This window comes from Pseudoalteromonas sp. SWYJZ19 (genome assembly GCF_015864375.1).
Classification (GTDB): Bacteria; Pseudomonadota; Gammaproteobacteria; order Enterobacterales; family Alteromonadaceae; genus Pseudoalteromonas; species Pseudoalteromonas arctica.
The window spans coordinates 1-26279 of the sequence record NZ_JADYXI010000015.1; the positions used below are offsets into that span (position 1 = coordinate 1).

The window sequence follows — 26279 nt, forward strand, 5'->3', positions numbered from 1 at the left end:
TTACCGTGGGTGAATAATATCTATTAGATCACAGCGAACAGATGGATTCAAGGTTAAAAAGCAACCAACCAAGAATAGTTGGATACGTTCCTAAAAAGAGTAATTCTACAGCCTCAACGCCGCGTTAAGCGGACAAAAATTGTGGGTTAGAATGTGTAGCGAAGCGAAACGTAACCCACTGTTTTTGTTCCGTTTAAACGCCTTGTTAGGTGCTTAGCAAGTACATGTTAATTACAAAGTATAAAATACATGAACTAGCAAATAATTTAAACAAGCCAACAAAGATCAAAAACTTACCAATTAGAACAGCTTTACTGCCACTGGTGATTTTTGACTTTTCAACAGCCCATACATTAGGAGGCGGAACTTGTTTATTACGCAAAATATTTAAACCGTATGCAGCTATAAATAAACCGCCACTAAAACCTATTAAAACAAATAAGCAGCCTTGAAGTAGACGACTCAAGATAGAATCACTAATTAAATTATTTAAACCAATAAATGAACAATAAACAGTAATGCATAATGCTATCAAAAGCAGTAACATTTTATGAAGACTGATAACTTTATTAGTTGAATTACTAACGATCATTACACTTGCACCTAACGCCGCAATAAGCGGACTAAAATGGTGGGTTATAATGTGGAGAGAAGCGAAACGTAACCCACTGTTTTAGTTCCGTTTAATTGCCTTGTTATGTGTGTATGCCCGACATTTCAGAAATAAATTCTTTTAGTTTCAGCTGTAACGTTTGCCTATTTTTCAATGATCTTTCATAAGCCTCTCGGTTGTCTAAATCTGCAAAAAAGACTTCATCATGAATTTCCTCATCTATCTTTTTAGATTGCTCAATATGATTAACAAGTTCATTGCTCATTAGTGAACCATAAACATTTAAAGCTAAATTTGTTTGAGACTTCAGTTTAGACCAGACTCGTGAGTCAGGGTTATGTCCTATTTCATGTGCATATTGAGGATCCAAAGCTAATTCAGTTTCTTCAATTGCGTGTGAAACTAAACCTAATAGATCCAATAAAACATCTTTGTTTATTTCCCATATTCGATCTTTTCTTTGTTTTTTCACCGAATCATAATGGATAATTGCAGCGATAGCAGTGCCCACAGCAATTACAATATTGCTAACAACTGTCATGTCAAACGTTATGTCAGCTACTAAAACTAATGAGAGAGAAACCATTGCAACAAAAAAGCCAATAATTGTACCTAATAAAAATAAAAACATACTTCCTCAAAACCTAGAAATAAAACGGATAAAAATACACATAACAGCTTTATCAGAGGACACTTTCCTCTTTTTATGAGCAATGTATGTCCTCTTAATTATTTTTAATATTAATAACAAATCCTGTAACACATTGCCAGCTTTAAACTTTAAGTCAGGCTGTTCTTTTATTAAAATGCAGAAAAGAGGAAAATGTCCTCATTTCTTGACTTAGGAGGAAAAACGTCAATACTGTATATAAATACAGTTAATTGAGATTTAAAATGAAAACTAAATCCCCTTTTCTTAATAGTATTATCAACTATATGTATAGCCATCACTATGCTAAAAAATCTATCGAAACTTATGTATTTTGGATTACTTCCTATATCCATTTTCATAATAAGCGGCACCCTACCAGTATGGGTAATAATGAAGTAGAAATATTTTTAAATCACTTAACAGTCACTAAAAAAGTGGCAGCGAGAACACAAGCAACCGCTTTAAATGCGCTTGCTTTTTTATATAAACATATTATTAAGAATGAGCTCTCATTAGATTTAAATTTCGTTAAAAGTAACCGCCAACAGAAACTTCCTGTCGTACTTACAAAAACTGAGGTATCGCTATTTTTTAGAAATATAAATAAACGACATTATTTGATAGCAAGCCTGCTATATGGAAGTGGTTTACGGCTGATGGAAGCAGTAAAAATAAGAGTTCAAGATATTGACTTCGACTATAAAAACATACGCATTTGGAACGGTAAAGGTAATAAAAATCGTATTGTGACACTTGCTGAAGAATTAATACCAATGCTAAGAAATCAAATAATTCAAGTTGATGAATATTTACAGTTAGATTTAAAAAATGATGCGTACGCCGGTGTATGGATGCCTCATCGACTTAGTAAAAAATACCCAAGCGCTAATAAGTCTTTACAATGGCAGTTTTTATTCCCATCACATAAATTAAGTACGGACCCTGAAACAGGAGAAATAAGACGTCACCACTTAGATCATTCTGGGGTAAGAAAGGCAGTTAAACTGTCTTCAACAAAAGCTGAAATTAATAAACACGTTACGCCACATACTTTACGCCACTCTTTCGCTACGCATTTGCTGCAAAGCGGCGCTGATATACGCACAGTACAAACACAACTAGGCCATAGTGATGTGCGTACTACACAAATATATACCCATGTACTACAACAAGGTGCTAATGGTGTTATTAGTCCTTTTTCAAGATTATAAATAGCTCAGTAACAAAACAAAAATTGGGTTATATAGTTTATCTATATGAGAAGTTTTTAACGCAGTTAATGAGTTATTTAGAACGCTAAAATGTTTAACGTTTTAATTCAGCGGGTATCCTACCCATGTACTACAACAAGGTGCCAACGGTGTTATTAGCCCTTTTTCAAGATTATAAATATCTCAGTAACAAGGCAAAAATTTAGTTATATTGTTTGTCTATATGAGAAGTTTTTAACGCAGTTAATTAGAACGCTAGAATGTTCTACGTTTTAATTCAACGGGTATCCTACTCATGTATTGCAGCAAGGCGCCAATGCCGTTATCAGCCCTTTTTCAAGATTATAAACTCCCCGATTTAAAACAAAAAAGCACAGCCCACAATAGCCATGCTTTTTAAATAAACCTTAATCCAGTTCGGTTTACAAACGAATCCCGCCGTCTATTTCAACCACGCGACCTGTAAAAAAGTCGTTTTCGATTATGTATTGTGCGGTATGGGCAATTTCGTCGCTTTCACCCAAGCGCCCGACTGGCGTTACTGCAAGCATACGTTGTTTGGCTTCGGGCTTCATGGCGTCGGTCATGGCGGTGCTTATTATACCTGGTGCAATAGCGCCTACACGTATACCAAAGCGGCCAAGTTCTTTAGCCCATGTGGTGGTAAGTGCCACTACGCCTGCTTTTGATGCCGCGTAATTTGTTTGGCCTATGTTACCTGCACGCGCTACGCTCGACATATTAACGATTACGCCGCCTTTGCCTGATTCAATCATGTGGCTTGCCGCTTCGCGCCCTGCTAAAAACACACCTGTCAGGTTTACATCAATCACTGATTGAAATTGCTCAAGAGACATTTTTTTAACGACTTTGCCGTCTTTAGCCTTTATAAACATGCCGTCGCGTAAAATACCGGCGTTGTTTATAAGCACGCCAATGTGGCCAAAATCACTGTTAATGGTATTAAATACGTTTTCTACTTCGCTTTCAGCGGTTACGTTTGCGGCATACCCTTTAATGTTGCCTGTGACACCTTCAAGCTGTGTGAGTTGCTCGCATGCTGTATTAAGAAGCTCTTGCGCCATATCTATTAAAGCAATGTTTGCGCCCATAAGTGCAAACTTTTGCGCCATTGCAAAGCCTAAACCTTGTGCGCCACCGGTTATTACTACCGTGTTATTTTTAATTTCCACGCGTTGCTCCTACTTGGAAAACAGTTTAAAAATGGCACTAAAATCATCACTACCTGCACCTTGGTGCTGTAGCATAGTGTATAAATTTTTAGCCATTGAACCCATAGGGGTTGATGAATTACTTTGCTGCGCGGCCTCCATAGCAAGGCCTAAATCTTTAGCCATTAAATCAACCATAAAGCCTGGTTTGTAATCGTTACTTGCAGGTGCGGTATCCATTACACCTGGGCATGGGTTGTAAAGTTCAAGCGTCCAGTTACGGCCCGAACTTGCGGTCATTATGTCGCTAAGTACTTTAGGATCGAGGCCGTTATTAATACCCATTTGCAGGGCTTCGCTGGTGCCTGCCATTAAAATACTTAACAGCATGTTGTTACATATTTTGGCAACTTGCCCTGCGCCAATATCGCCTGCATGGAATATGTTTTTACCCATATCACTCAGCACTGTATTTGCTTTATTAAACGCTGCTTTTTCGCCGCCTACAATAAAAGTAAGTGTGCCAGCAGTTGCGCCTGCAACGCCGCCCGATACCGGTGCATCTACAAAGCTTATGCCTTGTTCACCAAGCGCACTGCCTACAATACGGGCTGATTCTGCATCTATTGTTGAGCAGTCAATTACTAAAGTATTTTTGCTTAGCACTTTAATTAAACCGCTGTCGTCGTTATTACCTAAATAAAGCGATTTAACATGTTTGCCCGCAGGTAACATACTAATAAGTACGTCAGCATTAGTTGCGCACTGCTTTGCATCAACCGCTGCTTTTGCGCCTTTGCTTGCAAGTTCATTTACGACCGATTGGTTTAAATCGAACACACTAACAGTATGTCCAGCTTTAATTAAGTTAGCCGCCATTGGGCCGCCCATATTACCTAAACCAATAAAACCTATGTTTAATTTACTCATAGTTGTTCCTTTTAAATACCAATTTTACTTAACAGCAAGCTCATTGAGCGGGTGATTTTCGCCAAAGCGGTTAGCAAAAAAGCTATCTATTATTGTTTGTGGTACATCACTAAGTGTTTTGTATTGCCAATTTGGCGCACCGTCTTTATCTATTAGTAGCGCCCTTACACCTTCTTGAAACTCACCTACTTCGCCAGCGCGAACCGACATACCCAGCTCCATTTTAAAACACGCTAATAAGCTTTTGCCTTGGCTTGTTTTTAATTGCTCACTTACAAGTGCACAACTTAGTGGGCAGCCATGCTTAAGTGATTTTTGAGCGCGCTGTAGCCATTTATCGTCAGTAGTTAGCCCTAAAATGTAATCAACCTGCTCCTGCAAGGTTGTAAACTCACCCAGTTTTTGAATCGTTTTTAGGTTAGCTTTTACGTTGCCTTTAGGCATACGCGCCGACTGGTTATCTAAATCGGTGAGTAAATCGGTTAACCTGTCATGATTTAGGCTTGCCGTTTTTCCCCACTTGACAGTTAAAATTTGCGCAAGCATGGCATCATATTTAGTGCTGTCGATAAAGTGATCGGCAAGCGATACAAAACGCGCGTCGTCGCAGTTTATAGAGGCCGACGTTAAGCCTAAAAATAGTCCGACGCTTTGTGGCATTTTATGTAAAAAGTAACTGCCGCCTACATCTGGGTATAAACCAATGGTTTGCTCTGGCATGGCAATGCGAGATGTTTCGGTTACGACGCGGTGGCTAGCACCGGCCATTAACCCTAAACCGCCGCCCATTACTATGCCGTTACCCCAAACAAGGATTGGTTTATCAAAGGTATGAATAAGGTAATCAAGCTTGTACTCTAGCGTAAAAAACTCTTCAACTAGGCTTGTTGGTTTACCTTGCGCCATTGCACGATGAAGGCTTACAACATCGCCACCAGCACAAAATGCTTTATCGCCAGCGCCTTTTAACAATACCATTGCAATAGCATCATCATCTTGCCAAGCTCGCAATTGCGGCTCAAGTAATTTGATCATCTCAAAATTAAGCGCATTTAACGCTTTTGGCGCATTGAGTGTAATAAGCCCTATTAAACTGCCATTTTCTGCGGTTGCGGTTTCAAATACCACGGGCTCTACGGCGCTATTTAATACTGTTAAAGCACTCATTAGCCGTTTACCCAGTTAGCACGGCGTTTTTCTAAAAAGGCATTTACGCCCTCTTGTTGATCTTCGGTATCAAACAAACCAACAAATAACTCACGTTCAAGGGGTAATATGCTTGCCATTGGTTGATGACGCCCTTTTTGAATCAATATTTTACACGCTGCTACTGAGCTTGGACTTTGATCGGCCACTTGGTTAGCTAGCTTTAATGCCGCAGCAAAGCTTTCACCTTGTGGAACTACTTCTTCTACTAAGCCAATTTGCAGGGCTTTATCAGCTTTTAAGCGCTCGCCGCATAAAATCATGCGTTTTGCCCAGCCTTCACCTACAAGCCATGCTAAATTTTGTGTACCACCCGCACACGGTAATAACCCTACTTTAGCTTCAGGAAGCGCCATTTGTGCTTGCTCTTCAGCAATACGTATATCGCACGCAAGGGCGACTTCTAGCCCGCCGCCCATTGCATAGCCGTTTATAGCTGCAACCGACACGCCTCTAAAATTAGTAAGCGCTTCAAATGCTTCACCAAATACACGCGACATATCAGCAGCTACGCCTTTATCGCCGCATGCAAATACGTTTAGGTCGGCACCGGCGCTAAAAAACTTTTCGCCTTCGCCAGTAAGTACTAATGCATAAATATTTTTATTATTATTAAGCTCGTTAACGGTATTTTTTAAATCAACTAAGGTGTCTTTTGTCCAGGTGTTTGCTGGCGGGTTAGACATCGTTAAAATAGCAACATGACCTTCGGTTGTAAGTTCAATACTTGGATTAGATTTAGATTCTGACATAGATTGCTCCTTATAAAACGTCGCTTGCTGACTCTGCTAAAATACGGCGCGCAATAATTACGCGCATGATTTCGTTAGTGCCTTCTAAAATTTGATGAACACGCACATCGCGTACATGGCGCTCTAGCGGGTATTCTTTTATGTAACCGTAACCACCATGAATTTGCAGTGCGTCGTTACACACGGTAAAGCCCACATCGGTAGCAAAGCGTTTAGCCATGGCGCAGTAAGTGGTTTTTTCAACATCATTATTATCTAATTTAAATGCAGCAAGCCTTACCATTTGGCGCGCAGCTACAAGCTCGGTGTTCATATCGGCAATTTTAAATTGCAGCGCTTGAAACGCAGCGAGTGGTTTACCAAATTGGGTGCGTTCTTTTAAATATTCGCGGGCGGTATTGAGTGCTGCCTGCGCTGTACCAATTGAACATGTGGCAATGTTAATTCGGCCGCCATCAAGGCCTTGCATCGCAAATTTAAAGCCTTCGCCCTCAGCCCCTAATAAGTTGTGTGCAGGAATGCGTACATCTTCAAAGCTAATTAGGCGTGTAGGTTGTGCGTTCCAACCCATTTTTTCCTCAGCTTTGCCGTATTCCACGCCTTTTGCGTCGGCCGGGACTACAAATGCCGAAATACCCGCTGCGCCTTCGCCGCCTGTACGTGCCATTACAACTAATACTTCGGTTTCGCCAGCGCCCGATATAAACATTTTTGAGCCGTTAATAACGTACTCATCGCCCTCAAGCACAGCTTTTGTTTTAAGTGATGCGGCATCTGAACCCGACCCAGGCTCTGTTAAACAATAAGAAGCAAGTAGCTCGCCCATTACTAATTGCTCTACGTATTGGTCTTTAACTGCATCGGTACCAAAACTTGCTACCATCCACGTTGCCATATTATGAATGGTCAACATGGCCGTGGTTGCTGTACAGCCCATAGCAAGCTGTTCAAAAATAATACTCGAATCTAAACGCGATAAACCAAGGCCGCCGGCTTCCTCTGGCGTGTATAAACCACAAAATCCAAGTTCGCCCGCTGCTTTAATCGTGTCTTTAGGAAAAATATGTTCGCGATCCCATTTTGCTGCATAGGGTGCGAGTTCTGACTCGGCAAATTGGCGTGCTGTTTGCGCAAAAGCTTGTTGATCTTCAGATAAGTTAAAGTCCATGTTAGACCTCTTTAGTTGTGTTAGTTGTGTGTTTGTTGTTGTGTGTCGTTTTCCCATTACAGGAATAGTTAGTGATGAGCGGCGAAGACTTATGTGTGTTGTGTGTGAAGTAGCCTTCGCGCCCATCTTTTTTATTATTAGTTATTTAGTTATTCGTTTTAATCATGATTACTTTAAGTTAATGCTCATGTTTGGACCAGACGCAATGTCGTCTTCAAACCAACGTGAGGTAATCGTTTTAGTTTCTGTGTAAAAACGAATACCTTGTTTACCGTACGTGTGTGTATCGCCGTAAAACGAGCCTTTCCAACCAGTGAACGAAAAGAATGGAAGTGGCACCGGAATTGGCACATTAATACCGACTTGGCCCACTTCAATTTCGTGTTGGAATTTACGAGCCACTGCGCCGCTTGACGTAAATAACGAGGTACCGTTACCGTAAGGGCTGTCGTTAATAAGTGCGATTGCTTCATCAAGCGTGTTTACAAACATACACGCTAGTACTGGGCCAAATATTTCTTCTTTGTATAAATCCATCTCTTTGGTTACGTCAGTAAATAACGTTGGGCCAACCCAGTTACCTTGCTCATACCCTTCAACCGTAAAGTCAGAGCCATCAATTAAACAGGTAGCGCCTTGCTCTTTACCACCGGCAATGAGTGATAAAATACGTGCTTTTGCTGCTTTTGATGTTTGTGGACCGTATGCCGCGTTTGCATCATCCCACACGCCTGGGCGTACATTTTCAAAGCCTGCTTTAATTTCATCTACCCATTGACTTGCTTGACCTACAAATACAGCAACCGAAATACCCATACAACGCTGACCAGCAGCACCTACCGATGCGCCTACTAGGTTGTTTACAACGTGCGATTTACTTGCATCAGGCATAATAACCATGTGATTTTTAGCGCCAACACACGCTTGCACACGTTTAAGATTTTGTGTGCCTTTAGAATAAATATAAGCACCTACACCACACGAGCCAACAAACGAAATAGCGCGCACTGCTTTATCTTCTAGTAAGCGGTCTACTTGTGGTTTTGTACCGTGAACAACTTGTAATACGCCTTTTGGTGCGCCGGCTTCAATAAATAGCTCTGCTAAGCGCATTGGTGTAAGTGGATCTTGCTCAGACGGTTTTAAAATAAAGGTGTTGCCACACACAATAGCCAGCGGGAACATCCAAAGTGGGATCATTGCAGGGAAGTTAAACGGAGTAACGCCCGCACACACGCCAAGTGGCTGCATGTAAGAATACGTATCGATTTTACGCGCTACGTTTTCCATTGTTTCACCCATCATTAATGATGGTGCGTTCGCTGCCTGTTCTACTACTTCAATACCACGCCAAACATCGCCTTTTGCATCTTCAAATGTTTTACCCAATTCGTGGCAAATAATGGTAGCAAGCTCATCGTGATGTTCTTTTAATAGCGCAGCGTACTTCATCATAATGCGTGCACGTTCAGTAATGGGTACGTCTTTCCATGTTTTAAACGTCTCAGAGGCTGAGGCAATTGCCGCGTCCATTTCTGACTCGGTGGTGCATGGCACTTGTGCAAGTACTTCTTGAGTTGCTGGGTTTATAACGTCGATAAGCTCTTTAGACGCTGATTGAATAAATTCGCCATTAATAAGTAGTGGAACTTGGTGCATAATTAAATCCTAGTGTGTGAGTTGTGTGTTCTCTTTAAAATTGGTAGCGCCGCTTTGTTAGTATTATGAGTGCAGCGCTTTTATAGTTATTCGTATAGCTTTCTTATAACTATTTAATACCTAGTTAATACGCTTCTACGGCCATAGCAACTGCTTCACCGCCGCCAATACATAAAGACGCAATGCCTTTTTTAAGGCCTCGGTTTTTAAGGGCATGAATAAGCGTTACTAAAATACGCGCGCCGCTTGCACCAATTGGATGACCCAATGCACATGCACCGCCATTCACGTTTACTTTGCTTTCATCAAGTTTTAACTCGTTAATAGCCAGCATGGTTACCATGGCAAATGCTTCGTTAATTTCCCAAAGGTCAACGTCGTTTACAGCCCAACCTGCTTTTTCAAGCACGCTGCTTATTGCACCTACTGGCGCTACTGTAAATTCACTTGGTTTTTGAGAATGAGTACTGTGCGCTACAATTTTACAAAGCGGTGTTAAACCCTGCTCTTTTGCTTTTGATTCGCTCATTAATATAAGCGCCGCGCCCCCGTCTGAAATTGACGATGAATTAGCGGCTGTAATGGTGCCGTCTTTTTTAAAGGCTGCACGTAAGGTAGGAATTTTTTCTGGGCGGGCGTTACCTGGTTGCTCGTCAATCGAAACTGTTACATCACCTTTGCGTGTTTGCATTGTGTGCGGTGCAACTTCGTTATCAAAGCTACCATTTTGTATTGCTGCTTTTGCTTTACTTAATGAGCCTAATGCAAACGTATCCATTTGCTCGCGACCAATGCCGTATTCGTCGGCGGTGTCTTGTGCAAAACAACCCATTGCTTTGTTGTCGTAAGCATCTTCAAGGCCGTCGCTCATCATGTGATCTTTTATTTCGCCATGCCCCATACGCATTCCGCCACGCGCTTTTGGAATAAAGTACGGTGCGTTTGTCATGCTTTCCATGCCACCAGCAATAGCAGATTGAATAGAGCCGGCTTTAATTAAATCGTTTGCAAGCATGGCTGCTTTTAAACCAGATCCGCACACTTTATTAATTGTTGTAGCGCCAGTGCTAAGTGCAAGCCCTGCTTTTAACATTGCTTGGCGTGCAGGCGCTTGCCCAAGCCCTGCTGGTAATACACAGCCCATAATTACTTCGTCTATTGCATCATTAGCTAAACCAGTTTGTGCAAGTGCACTGGCAATGGCGGTAGCGCCAAGCTCGGTAGACTGCGCATCACTTAACGCTCCCATAAAACCACCCATTGGGGTGCGTTTTGCTGCTACAATTACCACTGATTCTAAAGTCATAACTAACTCCGTTGTAATTTAATGCAAATAATTGTTAGTATATTTGCTCTATTAATTTAGTATTCATTTATTATTTAATACCTACACACAATACTAACGTTTACGCCAACGTCAACTAAAAACAGCTTAATTTTTAGTTTTATAAGTGTAAGCATTATTTTCCAGCTGTTAGGCCACACTGAGGAAATAAAATTAACCTACTGAAAATTAATAAAATAAGTCAACTCTTCGCGCCAACACTCCTTTATAAATAGTTTCAAAACACACCAAGCTTTACCTTTACGTAAACTTCACTTATATTGGAGTTATTCGAATGAGGTAAATACAATTATGAAACCAGATAATCAAACAAACTTTGCAAGCTCAGCCAAAATGCCGGCCAGTAATGAACAAACATTTAGCATTAGCGAACTCGCTAAAGAATTTGACATTACAACCCGCTCTATTCGCTTTTACGAAGATCAAGGGTTAATAACCCCAGAGCGTAATGGTCAAACACGTATTTATTCAAAACGCGACAAAGTTCGCTTAAAACTAATATTACGTGGTAAACGATTGGGCTTTACGCTTGCCGAAACCGGCCGTTTGTTTGAACTGTACGACGCTGATAAGTCGAGCGCTAAGCAGCTGGTTACCATGCTTGATTTAATAGCTGATAAAAAGTCTGACCTATCTCAACAAATGGACGACATTAAAGTTGTTCTTATGGAATTAGTGACGGCCGAACGCCGCTGCAGAGACACACTTAACAAAATAGACGAGTAGCCTATTTTAAGAATAACAACACACTGACGACACACAGGAATGAATCATGAGCACTATTTCACTATATAAAGAAATGAACTTTGGCCTAGGCGAAACCGCCGATATGATCCGCGACCACGTAAACAGTTTTGCGAGTCAGGAAATTGCCCCGCTTGCTGAAAAAACTGACTTAGATAACGCTTTTCCAAATCAACTTTGGGCACAAATGGGCGAAATGGGCGTACTGGGTATGACCGTATCTGAAGAGTTAGGTGGCGCGGGGTTAGGTTACTTAGAACATGTTATTGCTATGGAAGAAATTAGCCGTGCCAGTGCCTCTATTGGCCTAAGCTATGGCGCGCATTCAAACCTGTGTGTTAATCAAATTAACCGTAATGGCACACAAGCTCAAAAAGAAAAATACTTACCTAAGCTTATTAGTGGTGAGCACATTGGTGCCCTTGCAATGAGTGAGCCTAATGCAGGCTCTGACGTTGTATCAATGAAACTTAAAGCTGAGAAAAAAGGCGATAAGTACATTTTAAACGGTAACAAAATGTGGATCACTAATGGCCCAGACGCACATACATTAGTTATTTACGCTAAAACAGATTTAGATGCTGGTGCTAAAGGCATTACCGCGTTTATTGTAGAGAGTGACTTTCCGGGTTTTTCTACGGCGCAAAAGCTAGACAAACTAGGCATGCGTGGCTCAAACACCTGTGAGCTGGTATTTGAAAACTGCGAAGTACCCGAGGAGAACATTCTAGGTAACTTAAACGAAGGCGTTAAAGTACTTATGAGTGGCCTTGATTACGAACGCGTAGTACTTGCAGCAGGCCCGCTTGGCATAATGCAAGCGTGTATGGATATAGTAGTACCGTACATTCATGAGCGTAAACAGTTTGACACCCCTATTGGGCAGTTTCAGTTAATTCAAGGCAAAGTAGCCGACATGTATACACAAATGAATGCTGCGCGCTCATATGTATACACGGTAGCTCGCTCTTGTGACCGAGGTGAAACCACCCGTAAAGATGCCGCCGGTGCAATTTTATACGCCGCAGAGCTTGCAACCAAAATGGCGCTAGATGCGATTCAAATTTTAGGTGGCAATGGCTACATAAACGAATACGCAACAGGCCGCCTGCTGCGTGACGCCAAATTATACGAAATTGGTGCAGGTACATCAGAAATACGCCGCATGCTTATTGGCCGCGAACTTTTCACTGAAAGCCGTTAAGGATTAAACCATGACGATTTTAAAATCGAGCGTTAATCCTCACGATCCAACGTTTGTGCAAAACCATAAAAACATGTCGACGCTGGTGGATGATTTACGCAGTAAAGTAGCCACTATTAGCCAAGGCGGAGGCGCCGCATTAAAAGAGCGCCACGAAGGCCGTGGTAAGTTATTTGTACGCGACCGTATAAGTACGTTAATTGACGAAGGCTCACCGTTTTTAGAAATTTCACAATTTGCGGCATTTGGTGTGTACGAACAAGCAATACCGTGCGCCGGTGTTGTAGCCGGTATTGGCCGTGTTAAAGGCATTGAATGCATGATTATTGCAAACGATGCCACGGTTAAAGGCGGTACGTACTTTCCGCTTACTGTTAAAAAGCATTTACGTGCACAAGATATCGCAGAGCGTTGCCACTTACCGTGTATTTATTTGGTTGATTCGGGCGGTGCAAACCTGCCAGAGCAAGACGATGTATTTCCCGATAAGCTGCATTTTGGTCGTATTTTTTATAATCAAGCGCGTATGTCGGGTAAAGGTATCCCACAAATAGCCGTGGTAATGGGGCTGTGTACTGCAGGGGGTGCATATGTACCTGCAATGGCCGATGAAAGCATTATTGTAAAAGATCAAGGCACTATATTTTTAGCAGGCCCGCCGCTGGTAAAAGCAGCAACAGGCGAGGAAGTAACAGCCGAAGAACTTGGCGGCGCCGATGTGCACTGTAAAGTGTCGGGTGTTGCCGACCACTTTGCTGAGAATGATGCTCATGCGCTTTCTATTGCGCGCCAGTGTATTGAGCGAATTAATTACACACGCCCTACAGCCCCTCTTCTAGAGGATGTAAAACCACCGCGTTACGATATTAACGAGCTTTACGGCATTGTAGGCACCGACCTTAAAAAGCCATTTGATGTACGCGAAGTAATAGCGCGCACAGTGGACGACTCATCATTTGATGAATTTAAACGCTACTTTGGTGAGACACTCGTCACCGGTTTTGCCAGCATTTATGGCAACCCTGTTGGCATAGTGGCTAATAACGGTATTTTATTTAGTGAGTCGGCGCAAAAAGGCGCGCACTTTATTCAGCTGTGTGCTCAGCGCAATATTCCTTTGGTGTTTTTACAAAATATTACTGGCTTTATGGTGGGTAAAAAATACGAAGCCGAAGGCATTGCAAAGCACGGCGCTAAAATGGTGATGGCGGTTTCGTGTGCTGATGTGCCTAAATTTACAGTACTTATTGGCGGCTCTTACGGCGCAGGTAACTACGGAATGTGTGGCCGTGCATTTGAACCTACCATGATGTGGATGTGGCCTAATGCCCGTATTTCGGTAATGGGCGGCGAGCAAGCAGCCGGTGTAATGGCGCAAGTTAAACAAGATGGTTTAGCACGCAAAGGTCAAAGCATGAGCGAGCAAGAAATCAGTGACTTTAAAAAGCCAATTATTGATCAGTACGAAGAGCAAGGTCATCCGTATTACGCCAGCGCCCGCTTGTGGGATGACGGCATTATAGACCCTGCCGATACGCGTAATGTATTAGGGCTTGCGTTAACGGCTGCGAACAACGCACCAAAACGTGATTCGAAATTTGGCGTATTTAGAATGTAACCGGAGCGCAAAATGTCAGTAACACTACAAATAACAAAATCTAATGTGGCTGTACTTGTGTTAAGCCGCCCAGAAAAAAGAAACGCATTTAACAGTGAAGTAATACACGAACTGATTCAGTGTATTGAACATGCAAATACGCTTGATATTCGCGCTTTGGTTTTAAAAACAGAAGGTAAACACTTTTCAGCCGGTGCCGATTTAGCCTGGATGAAGTCGATGGCTGATAACAACTACGCCGATAATTTAGCTGACTCAATGCAATTAGCTAAATTAATGCAAGTGTTGGCAAGCTCGCCACATCCTACAATATGCGCTGTACAAGGCGCTGCTTTTGGTGGTGCACTGGGCTTAATAGCCTGTTGTGATATAGCCCTTAGTAAAGACGATGCGCAATTTTGTTTAAGCGAAGTAAAGCTGGGCCTTATTCCGGCTGTTATTAGCCCATACGTAATTAAAGCAATTGGTGAGCGCGCTGCTCGCAGATACTTTTTAACGGCTGAGGTATTTGATGCACATACTGCAAAACAACTGGGTTTAATTCATCAAGTAACCGGTAATTTAGACTGTGCGCTCGATAACATGCTGCAAACACTGATTGATAACGGACCTGTTGCAGTAAAAGCCGCAAAAGTATTAATTAACGATGTCGCAAACATGCCGATTACCGATGAACTCATTGAGCTTACCGCTGAGCGTATTGCAAAAATTCGTGTATCTGAAGAAGGTCAAGAAGGGCTAACTGCTTTTTTTGATAAACGCCCACCCGCTTGGCAACTGTAGGATTAATTATGAACACACAACGATTACAAAAAATACTGATTGCCAATCGTGGAGAAATTGCGTGCCGCGTAATGCGCAGTGCAAAACAAATGGGCTTAACCACGGTCGCGGTTTATTCTGATGCAGACAAACATGCCCAGCACGTAAAAATGGCTGACGAGGCTTACCATATTGGCGCTGCGCCAAGTAAAGACTCGTATTTAGTGGCAGACAAAATTTTACAAGTAGCCAAAGACTGCAGCGCTGATTGTATTCACCCGGGGTATGGTTTTTTATCTGAAAACAGCGAATTTGCTAAAGCCTGCGAAGCGAACAACATTGCTTTTGTAGGGCCACCTGCAAGTAGCATTGAAGCAATGGGGTCTAAAACCCGCGCTAAAGAAATAATGGCAGCAGCTAATGTGCCTTTAGTACCTGGTTATTATGGCGATAAACAAGATCCTGCTTTTTTACAAAGTGAAGCTGAAAAAATTGGCTACCCTGTACTTATTAAAGCCGCCTTTGGTGGCGGTGGTAAAGGCATGCGCGTAGTTGAAAAAGCAAAAGACTTTATGAGTGCACTACAAGGCGCGCAACGTGAAGCTATTGCCGGTTTTGGTAACGATTTAGTATTGCTTGAGCGCTACGTAAACCAGCCTCGCCATGTTGAAGTACAAGTATTTGCAGATAACTACGGTAACTGTGTTTATTTAGGCGATCGTGATTGTTCTTTGCAACGCCGTCATCAAAAAGTAATTGAAGAAGCCCCTGCTCCGGGTTTATCTGACGAGCTACGCAAAGAAATGGGCGAAGCAGCTGTACGCTGTGCACTGGCTATAAATTACCGAGGCGCTGGTACGGTTGAGTTTTTACTGTGTGGCGATGAATTTTTCTTTATGGAAATGAACACCCGCCTTCAAGTAGAGCACCCCGTGACCGAAATGGTAACCGGTGTAGATTTAGTCAACTGGCAAATTAATATTGCGGGTGGGCAAACATTGCCACTGACACAAAGTGATATTCAATTGCAGGGTCATAGCTTTGAAGCGCGAATATACGCAGAAGATCCAGCCAACGACTTTATCCCGTGTTCGGGCACTATTGAAGCACTACACACCCCCCTTAACAGCGAATTTGTGCGCATTGATACAGGTATTGCACAGGGCGATGAAATCAGCCCGTTTTACGACCCGATGATTGCTAAACTTATTGTGCACGACGACAATCGCGAACAAGCACTGGGCCGTTTACAACACGCCCTTGAGCAATTTCATTTAGCGGGTTTTAGTACTAACATTGGTTTTTTACATAATTTAGCAAGCCATCCTACGTTTAAACAAGGTGCGCCAAGTACACACTTTATTGCAGAGCAAGGCGACTTGTTAGTTGCGGTTGATAAATCGTTATTACAAGAAAGCCAACTTATTGGTGCTTTTGCATATTTAGAATCGTTAACTAACACCCAAAATGCGCCAAACAGTGCAAGCCCGTGGCAACAGCTGAGTGGTTTTACACTCAATGCACCGCAAGTAATTAAAGTCCCTTTTGCCGATTTACAGCTAAGCGCTATAAAAACCACAGCGGGCTATAGTATTACGCATAACGAGCATGTATTTAACCTACAAGGCACATTAAATAATGGTCTTTGCAGTGTATTTATTAACGGCGAAAAACATAGTGCGCACGTAACTACGGTAGGTAATAATACTGTTGGCAATAGTACCGTGAGCAATATTGTCACTGTGATGAATAAAGCACTGCAAACTAAGCTTGAACTAGTTGATAAGCATTATATTAGTTCGCACGAAAGCGAAGCACTGCCACTTGCCGCCCCGCTTAATGGCACGGTAGTTAAGCACTTAATCGAAATTGGTAGCACAATTACCAAAGGCGATGCGGTTGTTATTATCGAAGCCATGAAAATGGAATACACGCTTAACGCACCGCATAATGGCATTTTAAAAAGCTACTGTTTTGGTGAAGGCGAATTAGTAACGCATGGCGCTCTGCTTGCGATAGTAGAAGATACGACTGAGGAAGGTGCATAATGAGTGCCTTTGCAAATAAAGTACGTATTGTTGAAGTTGGTGCGCGAGACGGCCTACAAAACGAAAAAACAGTAAGCACAGCTGATAAAGTAGCGCTTATTAACGCCCTAAGTGCTGCTGGCTTAAAAGACATTGAAGCTGGCGCGTTTGTCTCCCCTAAATGGGTGCCGCAAATGGCAGACTCAGCTGATGTGATATCAGCCCTTAATTTACCCGATGTAAATTTAAGTGCCCTTACACCTAACTTAAAAGGTGCACAAGCAGCGCATGCTGTTGGCATTAAAGAGTTTGCTATATTTACCGCTGCGAGTGAGTCGTTTTGTCAAAAAAACATAAACTGCTCAATAGAGCAAAGTATTGAACGCTTTAGCGAAGTAATGGCGTTTGCTAAAGCGAATAATATCCGCGTACGTGGTTATGTAAGCTGTGTGCTAGGTTGCCCTTATGAGGGTGAAATTGACCCACAAGCAGTACTAAGTGTATCGCAAAAGCTAATAGATTTAGGATGTTACGAAGTAAGCCTTGGCGATACCATAGGTGTTGGCACCGCTAAAAAAGTAACGCAGCTAATAGAATTACTTTTAACACACATTGATAAAACCAAGTTAGCCGTGCATTTTCACGATACTTACGGCCAAGCGCTCACAAATATTTACGCAGCCTTAAACCTAGGTATAGCAACGGTTGACGCGGCAGTTGCAGGCCTTGGTGGCTGCCCTTATGCTAAGGGTGCGTCAGGAAATGTTGCCACCGAAGATGTAGTTTACTTGCTACAAGGGCTTGGCATTGAGCATGGAATTGATTTACAAAGGTTAAGTGATGCTGGCTGGGAGATAACCAAAGCACTTGGTAAGCAACCTGTGAGCAAAGTATCTGTGGCACTACACACTAAATAGCTATCTTATAAAATGATAACTCACTACTCATACAAGATAGTTAACAACAAATAGCACACAATGAGGAGAGACTCATGGCCGGTTTTGATAAGGTAGTTTATAGCTACGAAGCTGCAATGGAAGGATTAAAAGACGGCGATACTATTATTGCCGGTGGTTTTGGTTTATGTGGTATTCCTGAGGGCTTAATTAAACAAATTAAGCAGATGCAAACAAAAGACTTAACCGTGGTATCTAATAACTGTGGTGTTGATGACTTTGGTTTAGGTATTTTATTACAAGACAAACAAATTAAAAAAGTAGTTGCCTCATACGTTGGCGAAAACGCCCTATTCGAGCAGCAGTTATTAAGTGGCGAAATTGACGTAGAACTTACGCCACAAGGTACTTTGGCTGAAAAAATGCGTGCTGGTGGCGCGGGTATACCTGCGTTTTACACCGCTACCGGTTACGGTACTCCTGTGGCTGAAGGCAAAGACGTAAAAGAATTTAATGGTCGCCCGTATATTTTAGAAGAGTCTATAACAGGTGAATTTGCCATAGTAAAAGCATGGAAAGCCGATCGATACGGTAATTTAGTGTTTAGACACACCGCCATGAACTTTAATCCAATGGCGGCAACGGCTGGTAAAATTACCGTTGCCGAAGTAGAAGAAATTGTAGAGCCGGGCGAGCTTGAACCAAGCCAAATTCATACCCCGGGTATTTTTGTAAATCGCGTTATTAAAGGCAGCTTTGAAAAACGCATTGAACGTGTAACAACACGAGATTAAGCAGGAGCATAATTATGGCATTATCACGTGAACAAGTTGCAATGCGCGTTGCACAAGAACTTCAAGACGGTTACTACGTAAATTTGGGCATAGGAATTCCGACACTCGTCGCAAACTATGTACCGGATGATATTGAAGTTATGTTACAGTCCGAAAATGGCCTTTTAGGCATGGGCCCGTACCCTACTAAAGCAGAGCTAGATGCCGATATGATTAACGCGGGTAAAGAAACCGTGACAGCAGCTAAAGGTGCAGCCATATTTAATAGTGCAGATAGTTTTGCCATGATACGGGGTGGTCATGTAGACTTAACTGTTCTGGGTGCATTTGAAGTTGACCAGAACGGCAACATCGCATCGTGGATGATCCCTAAAAAGCTGATTAAAGGCATGGGTGGCGCGATGGATTTAGTCGCTGGCGCGAAAAACATTATTGTTACTATGACCCATGCAAGTAAGCATGGTGACTCTAAACTATTAGAAGCCTGCTCTTTACCGCTTACTGGCGTTAATTGCGTTAAAAAAATAGTGACAGATTTAGCCGTACTAGAAGTTAAAGACGGCGCATTTCATCTATTAGAACGTGCTCCGGGCGTAACTGTTGATGAAATCATTAGTAAAACAGCAGGTAAATTACTTGTTGACGGTGAAGTACCAGAAATGGTTTTTTAGGAACTTTTTAACAAGTTAACTTAAAATAACGCTTTACCCTGTACCGACCTCATTCCCAGTGCCAATGGCGCTGAGTTACCCAAAATCCCTCTCACGAGGGATTTTTTTTGTCTTTTTTACTTATTTTTAGTCTTGTTCATACATCTGTAGTAAATTTTTATCTATAATAGTTGCATAAATAGATGATTAGTTAGTTAGAACATTTGCACTACTATGCTTTAATGATGCACCACTTTTGTGAATTTACGCTGTTAATATTTTTAACTTATTGATATTATTGTAATTACTAATTGGTTCGATTTTTGCCTATACTAGGCTATATAAACAACTTAATACTGGAAAACATGCAAACTCCTATTCGTGGCCTTCGCTCTTTTTGCTTTGCAGCAAGAAGCCTAAGTTTTAAGCATGCAGCTAATGAACTGTACTTAACACCTTCGGCAGTGAGCCACCAAATAAAACAACTTGAAGAACAACTTGGTATTGAACTTTTTCAACGTAAAACGCGTTCAATTAGTTTAACCACTGCGGGTAAAAACTTTTTTGATGCTGTGTCCCCAATTATCACTATGTTAGAAGGCACCATTAATGAGTTTAGTCAGATGCAGCAAAATACAAATTTGACGATTACGTTGCCTGAGTTTTTTGCCAGCGAACTACTCATGCCTAAATTAAGTGAGTGGACGTCAGAGCACCCTAATATAAACCTGCAAATGGATACGCTTAAAACACGTAAAGAAATAACCCGTCATAGCGATTTATCTATTGTATTATCATCGAGTAAACCCACTGAAGGTTCTGCAACAGAGCTATTTAATCTTGAATATATCCCTGCATGTAATAAAAAGCTGCTCGATCAGTGGAGGGACGATCACCGTCAAGCGCTTAATCAAGTTCCGCTAATACTACACAAAGCTCGCCCTTGGGCATGGCACCAGTGGGCCGAAAAAGCAGGAATTGATGACTTCTCTCCTTCTCAAATTATTCAAATAGATAGTATGTTTGGTGTAGCACGTGCTGCGCAACAGGGTATGGGGATTGCACTTATTCCACTGCCTATAAGCCAAAGCTGGTTAGATGAGCAGTGGCTCTATAAGTTATTTGAACAGCCTTTAACAACTAAAGATAAGTATTATTTAGTGCAGCACGAATCAAGCACACCTAATCACCCGCTTGATTTATTTGCGAAGTGGGTTGTAAGCACATTTAGAAAAATTCAAGAGTAACTCTCTATTAGGCGAACTTATTAATACAGCCATTGTGTGTTGTATTTATGGTTCGTCTAAATCCTAAACCTCACTTTATACCAACTCCAATAAATAGCTGATCTATTTTACTTGCTAAAACAACCCATTTCTTTGTTGTAAATTTCGCAAAGGGAACAACCATTTACATCAATTTACGCCTAGAACTGAATTATTTTTTCGGCGTAAAATGTAGATCACATACTTAATGGAATTGGTATTATTTTTCAGTAATTTCTTTAAAATACAATCTATTAAAATCACAGTTTAGACTAAAGTCTATAGTTAAATTTTTTTCACTCATTGGTTTCATTTTTATCGTTTGTCGAAAATAGAGTTAAATATTAAAGTTACTTTATCGGCTCGAAACAGTTAAGTTTAATTGTTTATTAAGAGTAATAAATGCAACCTTTTGAGTTTTAGTGACTCAAACCTTGCAGTGAAAAGAATCTTTATATTGTGTGTGAAGATGTTGTCAGTGTGAAAAATGGTTCAAGTTAGGTGGTGACTTGGCTTGAACTGTTTTTATTCTTGGCTCAAACCACATGATATGCAATACAAATGCTTTGAGAGCGTAGCAAACAGAATCTTTATATTGTGTGTGAAGATGTTGTCAGTGTGAAAAACGGTTCAAGTTAGGTGGTGACTTGGCTTGAACTGTTTTTATTATTAAACCACATACATAATATAGCTATATACAGGTTAAATACCTTTGTAAAAAGCCCCGTAAGTTATAACTTACGGGGCTTTTTTAGTTAATTTTTTATTTGATATTCTTTTTTTAATTTACGTATCTGCGCTTTATGTGAAAGCAAAAATGTATCAAATTTCTTAACTACCTCAGGGTAGTCAATGGACGATAATAAAAAGGCTTGTAAATCTGTCGGCAATTCGTTTTGAAAATAAACGGGTCGGGTTAATTTGAAATATTTAACAATATTATAGTTTAATACATCGTTAGATATGTAAATACACTCCACTCGCTCTTTCAAAAGCATCTCTATTAATTCCATTACATTAGCGGTTTCAATTAGCTCAACGTTTTCGTTATTCATTAAAGGTTTAAAGCTTTGAGACGTAAACCCTCTCACCGTTGCAAAACTAACGCATTCATCAATAGTGATATTTTTATTTAAACTCGCAATACCCGTTTTAGTCACAACGGTTGGCTGCGAATAAATAATTTCATTTAAATCATCAAAGGAAGCTTTATAACTTGGTTTCCATTGAGGATTATCTGGATATTTAAAATCAACATGATGGTGATCAATAAATTCTTTATAAAGACGATTAATTGGCAGCGTGTAAAACTCAAATTTAAAGTCGTGCTGCTGTGCAAACAAAGTTAGCAACTCTTCACTGAAGCCATAATAGTCAGCACCATTTGCTCCACTACCATCAAAGTAAGGTAGATACTCTATATTCTCTACGCCGACGACATAGTGCGTTGCCGACTTAGCATCGGTTATAAAAATTAATAAAGCTAAAGGCAAATACATTAACTGCGTTGTTATTTTTATAAATTGATTCATTTATAACCTAAGTAATATTATTGATTGATGTGTAGCTGAACGCTTTAATTTTAACAAATTTGCAAAAAATATGATAAATCTATTTTATTTTATGCAAAAAAAAAGCCTGATTAAAATCAGGCTTTACAAAGTAAAAGGTTTAGCTTTTATCTCTTGGTACAAAATCGAGTACTGTTGCGTTTATACAGTAGCGGTCTGTGCCTCTAGGGCCTTCTCCTGGGAATAAATGACCAAGATGAATACCTGTACTTTTAGAGCGAAGCTCAATACGTGTTATTCCCCAGCTGCTATCGTCATGCTGCGTTACACTACTTTTTACTGGGTGCTTAAACGACAACCAACCAGTGCCTGAATTAAATCTATCACGTGTATCAAATAGTGGCTCTCCACTTAATTTATCAACAAAAGTGCCATCAGGTGTATTTTTAAACTCCTTGTACTCTTTACAGTAAGGTCTATCTGTTCTTGCATCAAATGCGACTTTATAAGCGTCACTTTTACCTAACTTAAATGCACCCAATGCTTTATAAAATTCTTCAGGTGTTGCATAACCTTGACGCCCATATACTTCAATGCCATTTTCTAAAAACAAAATAGTCGGTGTTGCCCACGTGGCTGACTTAATAGTTAAACCTTTAAGCTGGTCAGCATGGCGAAACGACATTGGTATAGTCCCTTTGTAATCATTTGCGACTGTTTTTTTAAATTTTTCACAGTATGGGCAGTATTCACGTGAATCTAAGACTACGATCTGCTTACCTGCGAGTAAGTCACTGTTATCGACTTTTTCTACGGGTTTTTTATTAAAAACAACGCCTGTTGAATGATCTGGGCAATAGCCATTAGGGTTCTTTTGTAGATAATTTTGATGATATTCTTCTGCCGATACAAAACCTGTAAGTGGTTTAATAACCGTTTCGATTTTGCCGTAGCTCGCATCAGTTAAAAGCTGCTGATATTGCGATTTAACTTGCTCAGCTACTTTAGCTTGTGCATCAGTAGTGGTTAATACAATTGAGCGATATTGCGTACCGATGTCGTTACCTTGGCGATTTTTTTGCGTAGGATCGTGGCTTTCAAAATAGTTTTTTAGTAAATCTTCAGCCGAAATTATATTACTGTTATACATAACCTGTACAACTTCAGCATAGTTGTTTTCGTCAAAGCGACGAGACTGATCAGTAATGTTTCTGTATGTTGCTTTAAAGCCATTGCCGTCTGCATAGCCTGACTCGGCATCAATAACGCCATTAAGCGCTTCGTAGCGTTTTTCAGCCCCCCAAAAACAACCTGATCCAAGTACAATGGTTTCTACATGCATGGTGGCTTCTATATTGCTGTGCTCGACCTTTTCCATAGATAAAGCAAAGCTACCTGCGCTAAATATAATAGCAGCGCCTGATAAATATAATAAATGCTGGTGTTTCATAATGTACCTCTTAAACAAGTGCGTGCTAATTAAGACCTCCTTACCTTAATTTTCATTTCAACCTAATTACTTATTTAATACGAAGTGCATTTAGTTTTGCTCTTCAATAAGTTAAATACGATTAATTAAATATAAAAACACTCTTAAACCAGGCTGAGCAAATAAAAATAACCACTTAGTCGCAATGGTGTAAATAAATTAATAAAACTGTGTTACGTTTAAATTATGTTGCACAAATAGGTTTATTTAATGAAGCCAACTCCTCATATTTATGCATTAACAAACAGTAGCTTACTGTTTGATGCATCGCATTTAGACGCAAAAGATAAACTCTCCATTCAAAAGAAAATTTGGGCTTTAACCAACCACTGTAAAAGCACTGATGAATTTACCGGTTTAGTCCCAGCTATGAACTCGCTCACACTTTATTTAAAATCTGATAAACACTTAAATAAATGGCTACAAGCATTGCCCTCGTTGTGGGATGACATTAAAAGCAGTACTTTTAAGGGGCAGCATCACTTAATTGAAACCACATACAATGGCGAGGATATTAATTACGTGGCTAACTATCATAATTTAAGCGCTGTTGACGTTATTAATATTCATAGTAAAGCCAAGTATCACGTATTATTTTTAGGCTTTCAGCCCGGCTTTGCCTACCTTCACGGCTTAGATGAGCAATTACATACCCCAAGGCGTGATGAGCCACGTACTAGGGTTCCTAAAGGCTCTGTTGCGATAGGTGCTGCACAAACCGGAATTTACCCTGCGGATACGCCAGGCGGTTGGCACATAATAGGCAATACAAATACCTCTTTGTTTGATTCAACCTCTGCGCAACCTTGTTTAATTCAACCTGGTGATACGCTTGAATTTGTTCCGCTAGTTAATAAAGGAGCAACTCATGATTAAAGTCCTTAAAAGTGGTGTATTGCTTACAATTCAGGATTTTGGCCGTAATGGCTACCGCCATTTAGGTGTAAGCAAAGCGGGCAGCTTAGACCCCTTTGCGCAAATAATTGCTAATAGATTACTTAACAATAACGACAATGATGCCGTTTTAGAAATAACCGTTGGTTTGTGCGAACTTGAATTTACTTGCGACACAGTCATTGCACTTCATGGTGCCGATTTGCAAGCAACCCTTGATGGGCAAGCAATCTACCCTGGTTGGACATACGCAGTTAAAAACAAGCAAGTGCTTAGCTTTGCTACTGGTAGAGCGGGCTTAAGAGCTTATTTAGCGGTGAAAGGCGGTATACAAAACACTGAGGTTATGGGCTCTAAATCTACAGATTTAAATGCATGTTTTGGTGGTATTGAAGGTAGAGCTCTCACCACTGGTGATGAAATACCTATTACTCCTTATTATGGAAAGTTTATAAAAGTAGGTGCAATTGCTCCACCTCAGCGCAAAATTATACGCTTGTACTCGAGCCCTCACGCTAACTTACTGGGTAAGCCATTATTGGATACCTTTGCAGCAACTGCATTCAAAGTCAGTACTAACAGTAATCGAATGGGCGTAAGGCTTGAGCATAATAAGAATAGCTTGGTGCATTCGCACTCTTTGCCATCACTGGGTGTAAGTCCTGGGAGCATTCAACTACCACCAAATGGTGATCCTATTGTGCTACTTAACGATGGACAAACCACTGGGGGGTACCCTCTTTTAGGAACAGTTATTGAAGCCGACTTACATCAATTTGCACAATTTAGACCTTTAGATACAGTTGAATTTAAATATGTAACGTTTGAAGAAGCAGCAAAGGCAAAGCAGAAACTTGACGGGCACCTACATCAATTGAGCCTTGCACTTAAAAATAACCTATAAAACATTCTAGAATCAACATGCCCTAGATTTAAAAAATAGGTACCATGTAATAAAGGTTCAAATTCCGACGGCCGTTACCTTACTCGCCGTTAATATTATTTTAATATATAGCTTGGTGTTTAATGACTAAATCAACTTCTACTATGCCGTGTGTATTAATAACCGGTTTTGCTCCTTTTGGTGGCGAAACTATCAATCCTTCTTGGCAAGCAGTGCAAAAACTTGATGAAACTATCATCATGAAACACAAAATATGCACACTAGAACTTGCCTGTGAATTTAATACGTCTATCAGTCAGCTTATAAACGCCATTGAGTCGCATAACCCGGCGGTTGTTTTGTGTATAGGACAAGCTGGTGGACGCAGTGAAATATCAATCGAGCGTATTGCAATAAACGTTGACGATGCACACATTAAAGACAATGCAGGTAAGCAGCCTATCGATACGCCAATTGAAAAAAATGGTCCTGATGCCTATTTCACAAACTTACCCATAAAGCGCATGTTACAAGCATTGCACAACAGTAATATCCCTGCTGCTATTTCAAATACGGCAGGTACGTATGTGTGTAATCACGTTATGTATGGCCTTATGCATTACATAAATGATCACTGCGCGGTGATGAAAGGTGGCTTAGTACATGTTCCTTATTTACCAAGCCAAGCCGTGCACCACAATGGCGCACCAAGCATGAGTGAAGAAACCATTATTAACGCTTTAAAGGTTATGATCGCACAAGCTTTGAACAACAATAGTGACGTAAAAATAGCAGCAGGCACCACGCATTAACCACTTTGGTGCAGTTACATCT

24 protein-coding genes and 1 pseudogene are annotated in these 26279 nt (G+C 40.8%); 14 read left to right on the forward strand and 11 right to left on the reverse strand.

All coding sequences use genetic code 11. From position 1 onward, the window contains the following. Positions 1-205: 205 nt before the first annotated feature. Together I6F45_RS14690 and I6F45_RS14695 are read right to left on the reverse strand one after the other, a co-directional pair. A complete protein-coding gene (locus I6F45_RS14690; protein ID WP_197160907.1) occupies positions 206-592 on the reverse strand; it encodes a hypothetical protein in 387 nt (128 codons plus the stop codon). Positions 593-695: 103 nt separating this feature from the next. After that, positions 696-1244: a hypothetical protein gene (locus tag I6F45_RS14695; protein ID WP_197160909.1), complete on the reverse strand. Its 549-nt coding sequence runs from the start codon at positions 1242-1244 to the stop codon at positions 696-698. 263 nt (positions 1245-1507) lie between these two features. Here I6F45_RS14695 and I6F45_RS14700 point away from each other — a divergent pair, with 263 nt between their 5' ends. Next, positions 1508-2476 (forward strand): integron integrase, encoded by a 969-nt coding sequence (locus I6F45_RS14700; RefSeq protein WP_197160911.1) that lies wholly within the window; start codon positions 1508-1510, stop codon positions 2474-2476. Between the two features lie 422 nt (positions 2477-2898). On the opposite strand, the gene I6F45_RS14705 is transcribed toward I6F45_RS14700, so the two are convergent. The 7 genes from I6F45_RS14705 to I6F45_RS14735 form a co-directional block, all read right to left on the reverse strand. Then, the gene (locus I6F45_RS14705; protein ID WP_197160913.1) at positions 2899-3669 is read right to left on the reverse strand and encodes an SDR family oxidoreductase; all 771 of its coding nucleotides are present in this window, start codon (positions 3667-3669) and stop codon (positions 2899-2901) included. A 9-nt stretch (positions 3670-3678) separates the two neighbouring features. Then, positions 3679-4578 (reverse strand): 3-hydroxyisobutyrate dehydrogenase, encoded by a 900-nt coding sequence (mmsB, locus tag I6F45_RS14710; protein WP_165727519.1) that lies wholly within the window; start codon positions 4576-4578, stop codon positions 3679-3681. A gap of 24 nt (positions 4579-4602) precedes the next feature. After that, complete coding sequence (locus tag I6F45_RS14715; protein ID WP_197160915.1) at positions 4603-5745, reverse strand: enoyl-CoA hydratase/isomerase family protein; 1143 nt, start codon at positions 5743-5745, stop codon at positions 4603-4605. After that, the gene (locus tag I6F45_RS14720) at positions 5745-6536 is read right to left on the reverse strand and encodes an enoyl-CoA hydratase (protein WP_197160917.1); all 792 of its coding nucleotides are present in this window, start codon (positions 6534-6536) and stop codon (positions 5745-5747) included. The genes I6F45_RS14715 and I6F45_RS14720 overlap by 1 nt, the downstream gene beginning before the upstream one ends. Before the next feature lie 10 nt (positions 6537-6546). Beyond that, positions 6547-7704, reverse strand: coding sequence for an acyl-CoA dehydrogenase family protein (locus tag I6F45_RS14725; RefSeq protein ID WP_165727517.1), 1158 nt, complete (start codon positions 7702-7704; stop codon positions 6547-6549). A gap of 168 nt (positions 7705-7872) precedes the next feature. Beyond that, positions 7873-9363, reverse strand: coding sequence for a CoA-acylating methylmalonate-semialdehyde dehydrogenase (locus tag I6F45_RS14730; RefSeq protein ID WP_197160919.1), 1491 nt, complete (start codon positions 9361-9363; stop codon positions 7873-7875). Between the two features lie 124 nt (positions 9364-9487). After that, complete coding sequence (locus I6F45_RS14735) at positions 9488-10669, reverse strand: thiolase family protein (RefSeq protein ID WP_197139734.1); 1182 nt, start codon at positions 10667-10669, stop codon at positions 9488-9490. A gap of 330 nt (positions 10670-10999) precedes the next feature. Between I6F45_RS14735 and I6F45_RS14740 the strand changes: the two genes are divergently transcribed. The 9 genes from I6F45_RS14740 (at position 11000) to I6F45_RS14780 (ending at position 20650) form a co-directional block, all read left to right on the forward strand. Continuing rightward, complete coding sequence (locus tag I6F45_RS14740) at positions 11000-11434, forward strand: MerR family transcriptional regulator (RefSeq protein ID WP_007580242.1); 435 nt, start codon at positions 11000-11002, stop codon at positions 11432-11434. Positions 11435-11480: 46 nt separating this feature from the next. Beyond that, positions 11481-12656: an isovaleryl-CoA dehydrogenase gene (locus I6F45_RS14745; protein ID WP_165727515.1), complete on the forward strand. Its 1176-nt coding sequence runs from the start codon at positions 11481-11483 to the stop codon at positions 12654-12656. Positions 12657-12666: 10 nt separating this feature from the next. Then, the gene (locus tag I6F45_RS14750) at positions 12667-14274 is read left to right on the forward strand and encodes a carboxyl transferase domain-containing protein (RefSeq protein ID WP_197119144.1); all 1608 of its coding nucleotides are present in this window, start codon (positions 12667-12669) and stop codon (positions 14272-14274) included. Positions 14275-14286: 12 nt separating this feature from the next. Next, on the forward strand, positions 14287-15057 hold the full coding sequence (locus I6F45_RS14755) for an enoyl-CoA hydratase/isomerase family protein (RefSeq protein ID WP_197139730.1): 771 nt from the start codon (positions 14287-14289) through the stop codon (positions 15055-15057). Between the two features lie 8 nt (positions 15058-15065). Beyond that, positions 15066-17084: an acetyl/propionyl/methylcrotonyl-CoA carboxylase subunit alpha gene (locus I6F45_RS14760; protein ID WP_197160921.1), complete on the forward strand. Its 2019-nt coding sequence runs from the start codon at positions 15066-15068 to the stop codon at positions 17082-17084. Then, positions 17084-17980, forward strand: coding sequence for a hydroxymethylglutaryl-CoA lyase (locus I6F45_RS14765; RefSeq protein WP_197160923.1), 897 nt, complete (start codon positions 17084-17086; stop codon positions 17978-17980). The genes I6F45_RS14760 and I6F45_RS14765 overlap by 1 nt, the downstream gene beginning before the upstream one ends. A gap of 74 nt (positions 17981-18054) precedes the next feature. Then, the gene (locus tag I6F45_RS14770; protein WP_197160925.1) at positions 18055-18753 is read left to right on the forward strand and encodes a CoA transferase subunit A; all 699 of its coding nucleotides are present in this window, start codon (positions 18055-18057) and stop codon (positions 18751-18753) included. Between the two features lie 14 nt (positions 18754-18767). Beyond that, the gene (locus tag I6F45_RS14775) at positions 18768-19424 is read left to right on the forward strand and encodes a CoA transferase subunit B (RefSeq protein ID WP_007580251.1); all 657 of its coding nucleotides are present in this window, start codon (positions 18768-18770) and stop codon (positions 19422-19424) included. A 344-nt stretch (positions 19425-19768) separates the two neighbouring features. Continuing rightward, complete coding sequence (locus tag I6F45_RS14780; protein ID WP_166419004.1) at positions 19769-20650, forward strand: LysR family transcriptional regulator; 882 nt, start codon at positions 19769-19771, stop codon at positions 20648-20650. 773 nt (positions 20651-21423) lie between these two features. On the opposite strand, the gene I6F45_RS14785 is transcribed toward I6F45_RS14780, so the two are convergent. Together I6F45_RS14785 and msrA are read right to left on the reverse strand one after the other, a co-directional pair. Continuing rightward, the gene (locus tag I6F45_RS14785) at positions 21424-22200 is read right to left on the reverse strand and encodes an amino acid ABC transporter substrate-binding protein (RefSeq protein WP_165727508.1); all 777 of its coding nucleotides are present in this window, start codon (positions 22198-22200) and stop codon (positions 21424-21426) included. Between the two features lie 139 nt (positions 22201-22339). Then, the gene (gene msrA, locus I6F45_RS14790; protein ID WP_165727507.1) at positions 22340-23629 is read right to left on the reverse strand and encodes a peptide-methionine (S)-S-oxide reductase MsrA; all 1290 of its coding nucleotides are present in this window, start codon (positions 23627-23629) and stop codon (positions 22340-22342) included. Positions 23630-23878: 249 nt separating this feature from the next. Between msrA and pxpB the strand changes: the two genes are divergently transcribed. From pxpB to pcp, 4 genes and pseudogenes are all read left to right on the forward strand, one after another. Next, on the forward strand, positions 23879-24544 hold the full coding sequence (gene pxpB, locus I6F45_RS14795; RefSeq protein ID WP_197160934.1) for a 5-oxoprolinase subunit PxpB: 666 nt from the start codon (positions 23879-23881) through the stop codon (positions 24542-24544). Next, positions 24537-25466, forward strand: a complete 930-nt coding sequence (locus I6F45_RS14800; RefSeq protein ID WP_197160936.1) for a biotin-dependent carboxyltransferase family protein — start codon at positions 24537-24539, stop codon at positions 25464-25466. Before pxpB ends, I6F45_RS14800 begins: the two co-directional genes overlap by 8 nt. A 22-nt stretch (positions 25467-25488) precedes the next feature. Further along, positions 25489-25596: pseudogene (locus I6F45_RS21625) on the forward strand (5-oxoproline transporter, DUF979 family subunit); the annotation flags it as partial. Next, complete coding sequence (gene pcp / locus I6F45_RS14810; RefSeq protein ID WP_197160938.1) at positions 25589-26257, forward strand: pyroglutamyl-peptidase I; 669 nt, start codon at positions 25589-25591, stop codon at positions 26255-26257. The pseudogene I6F45_RS21625 and the gene pcp, both read left to right, overlap by 8 nt. Positions 26258-26279 lie beyond the last annotated feature (22 nt).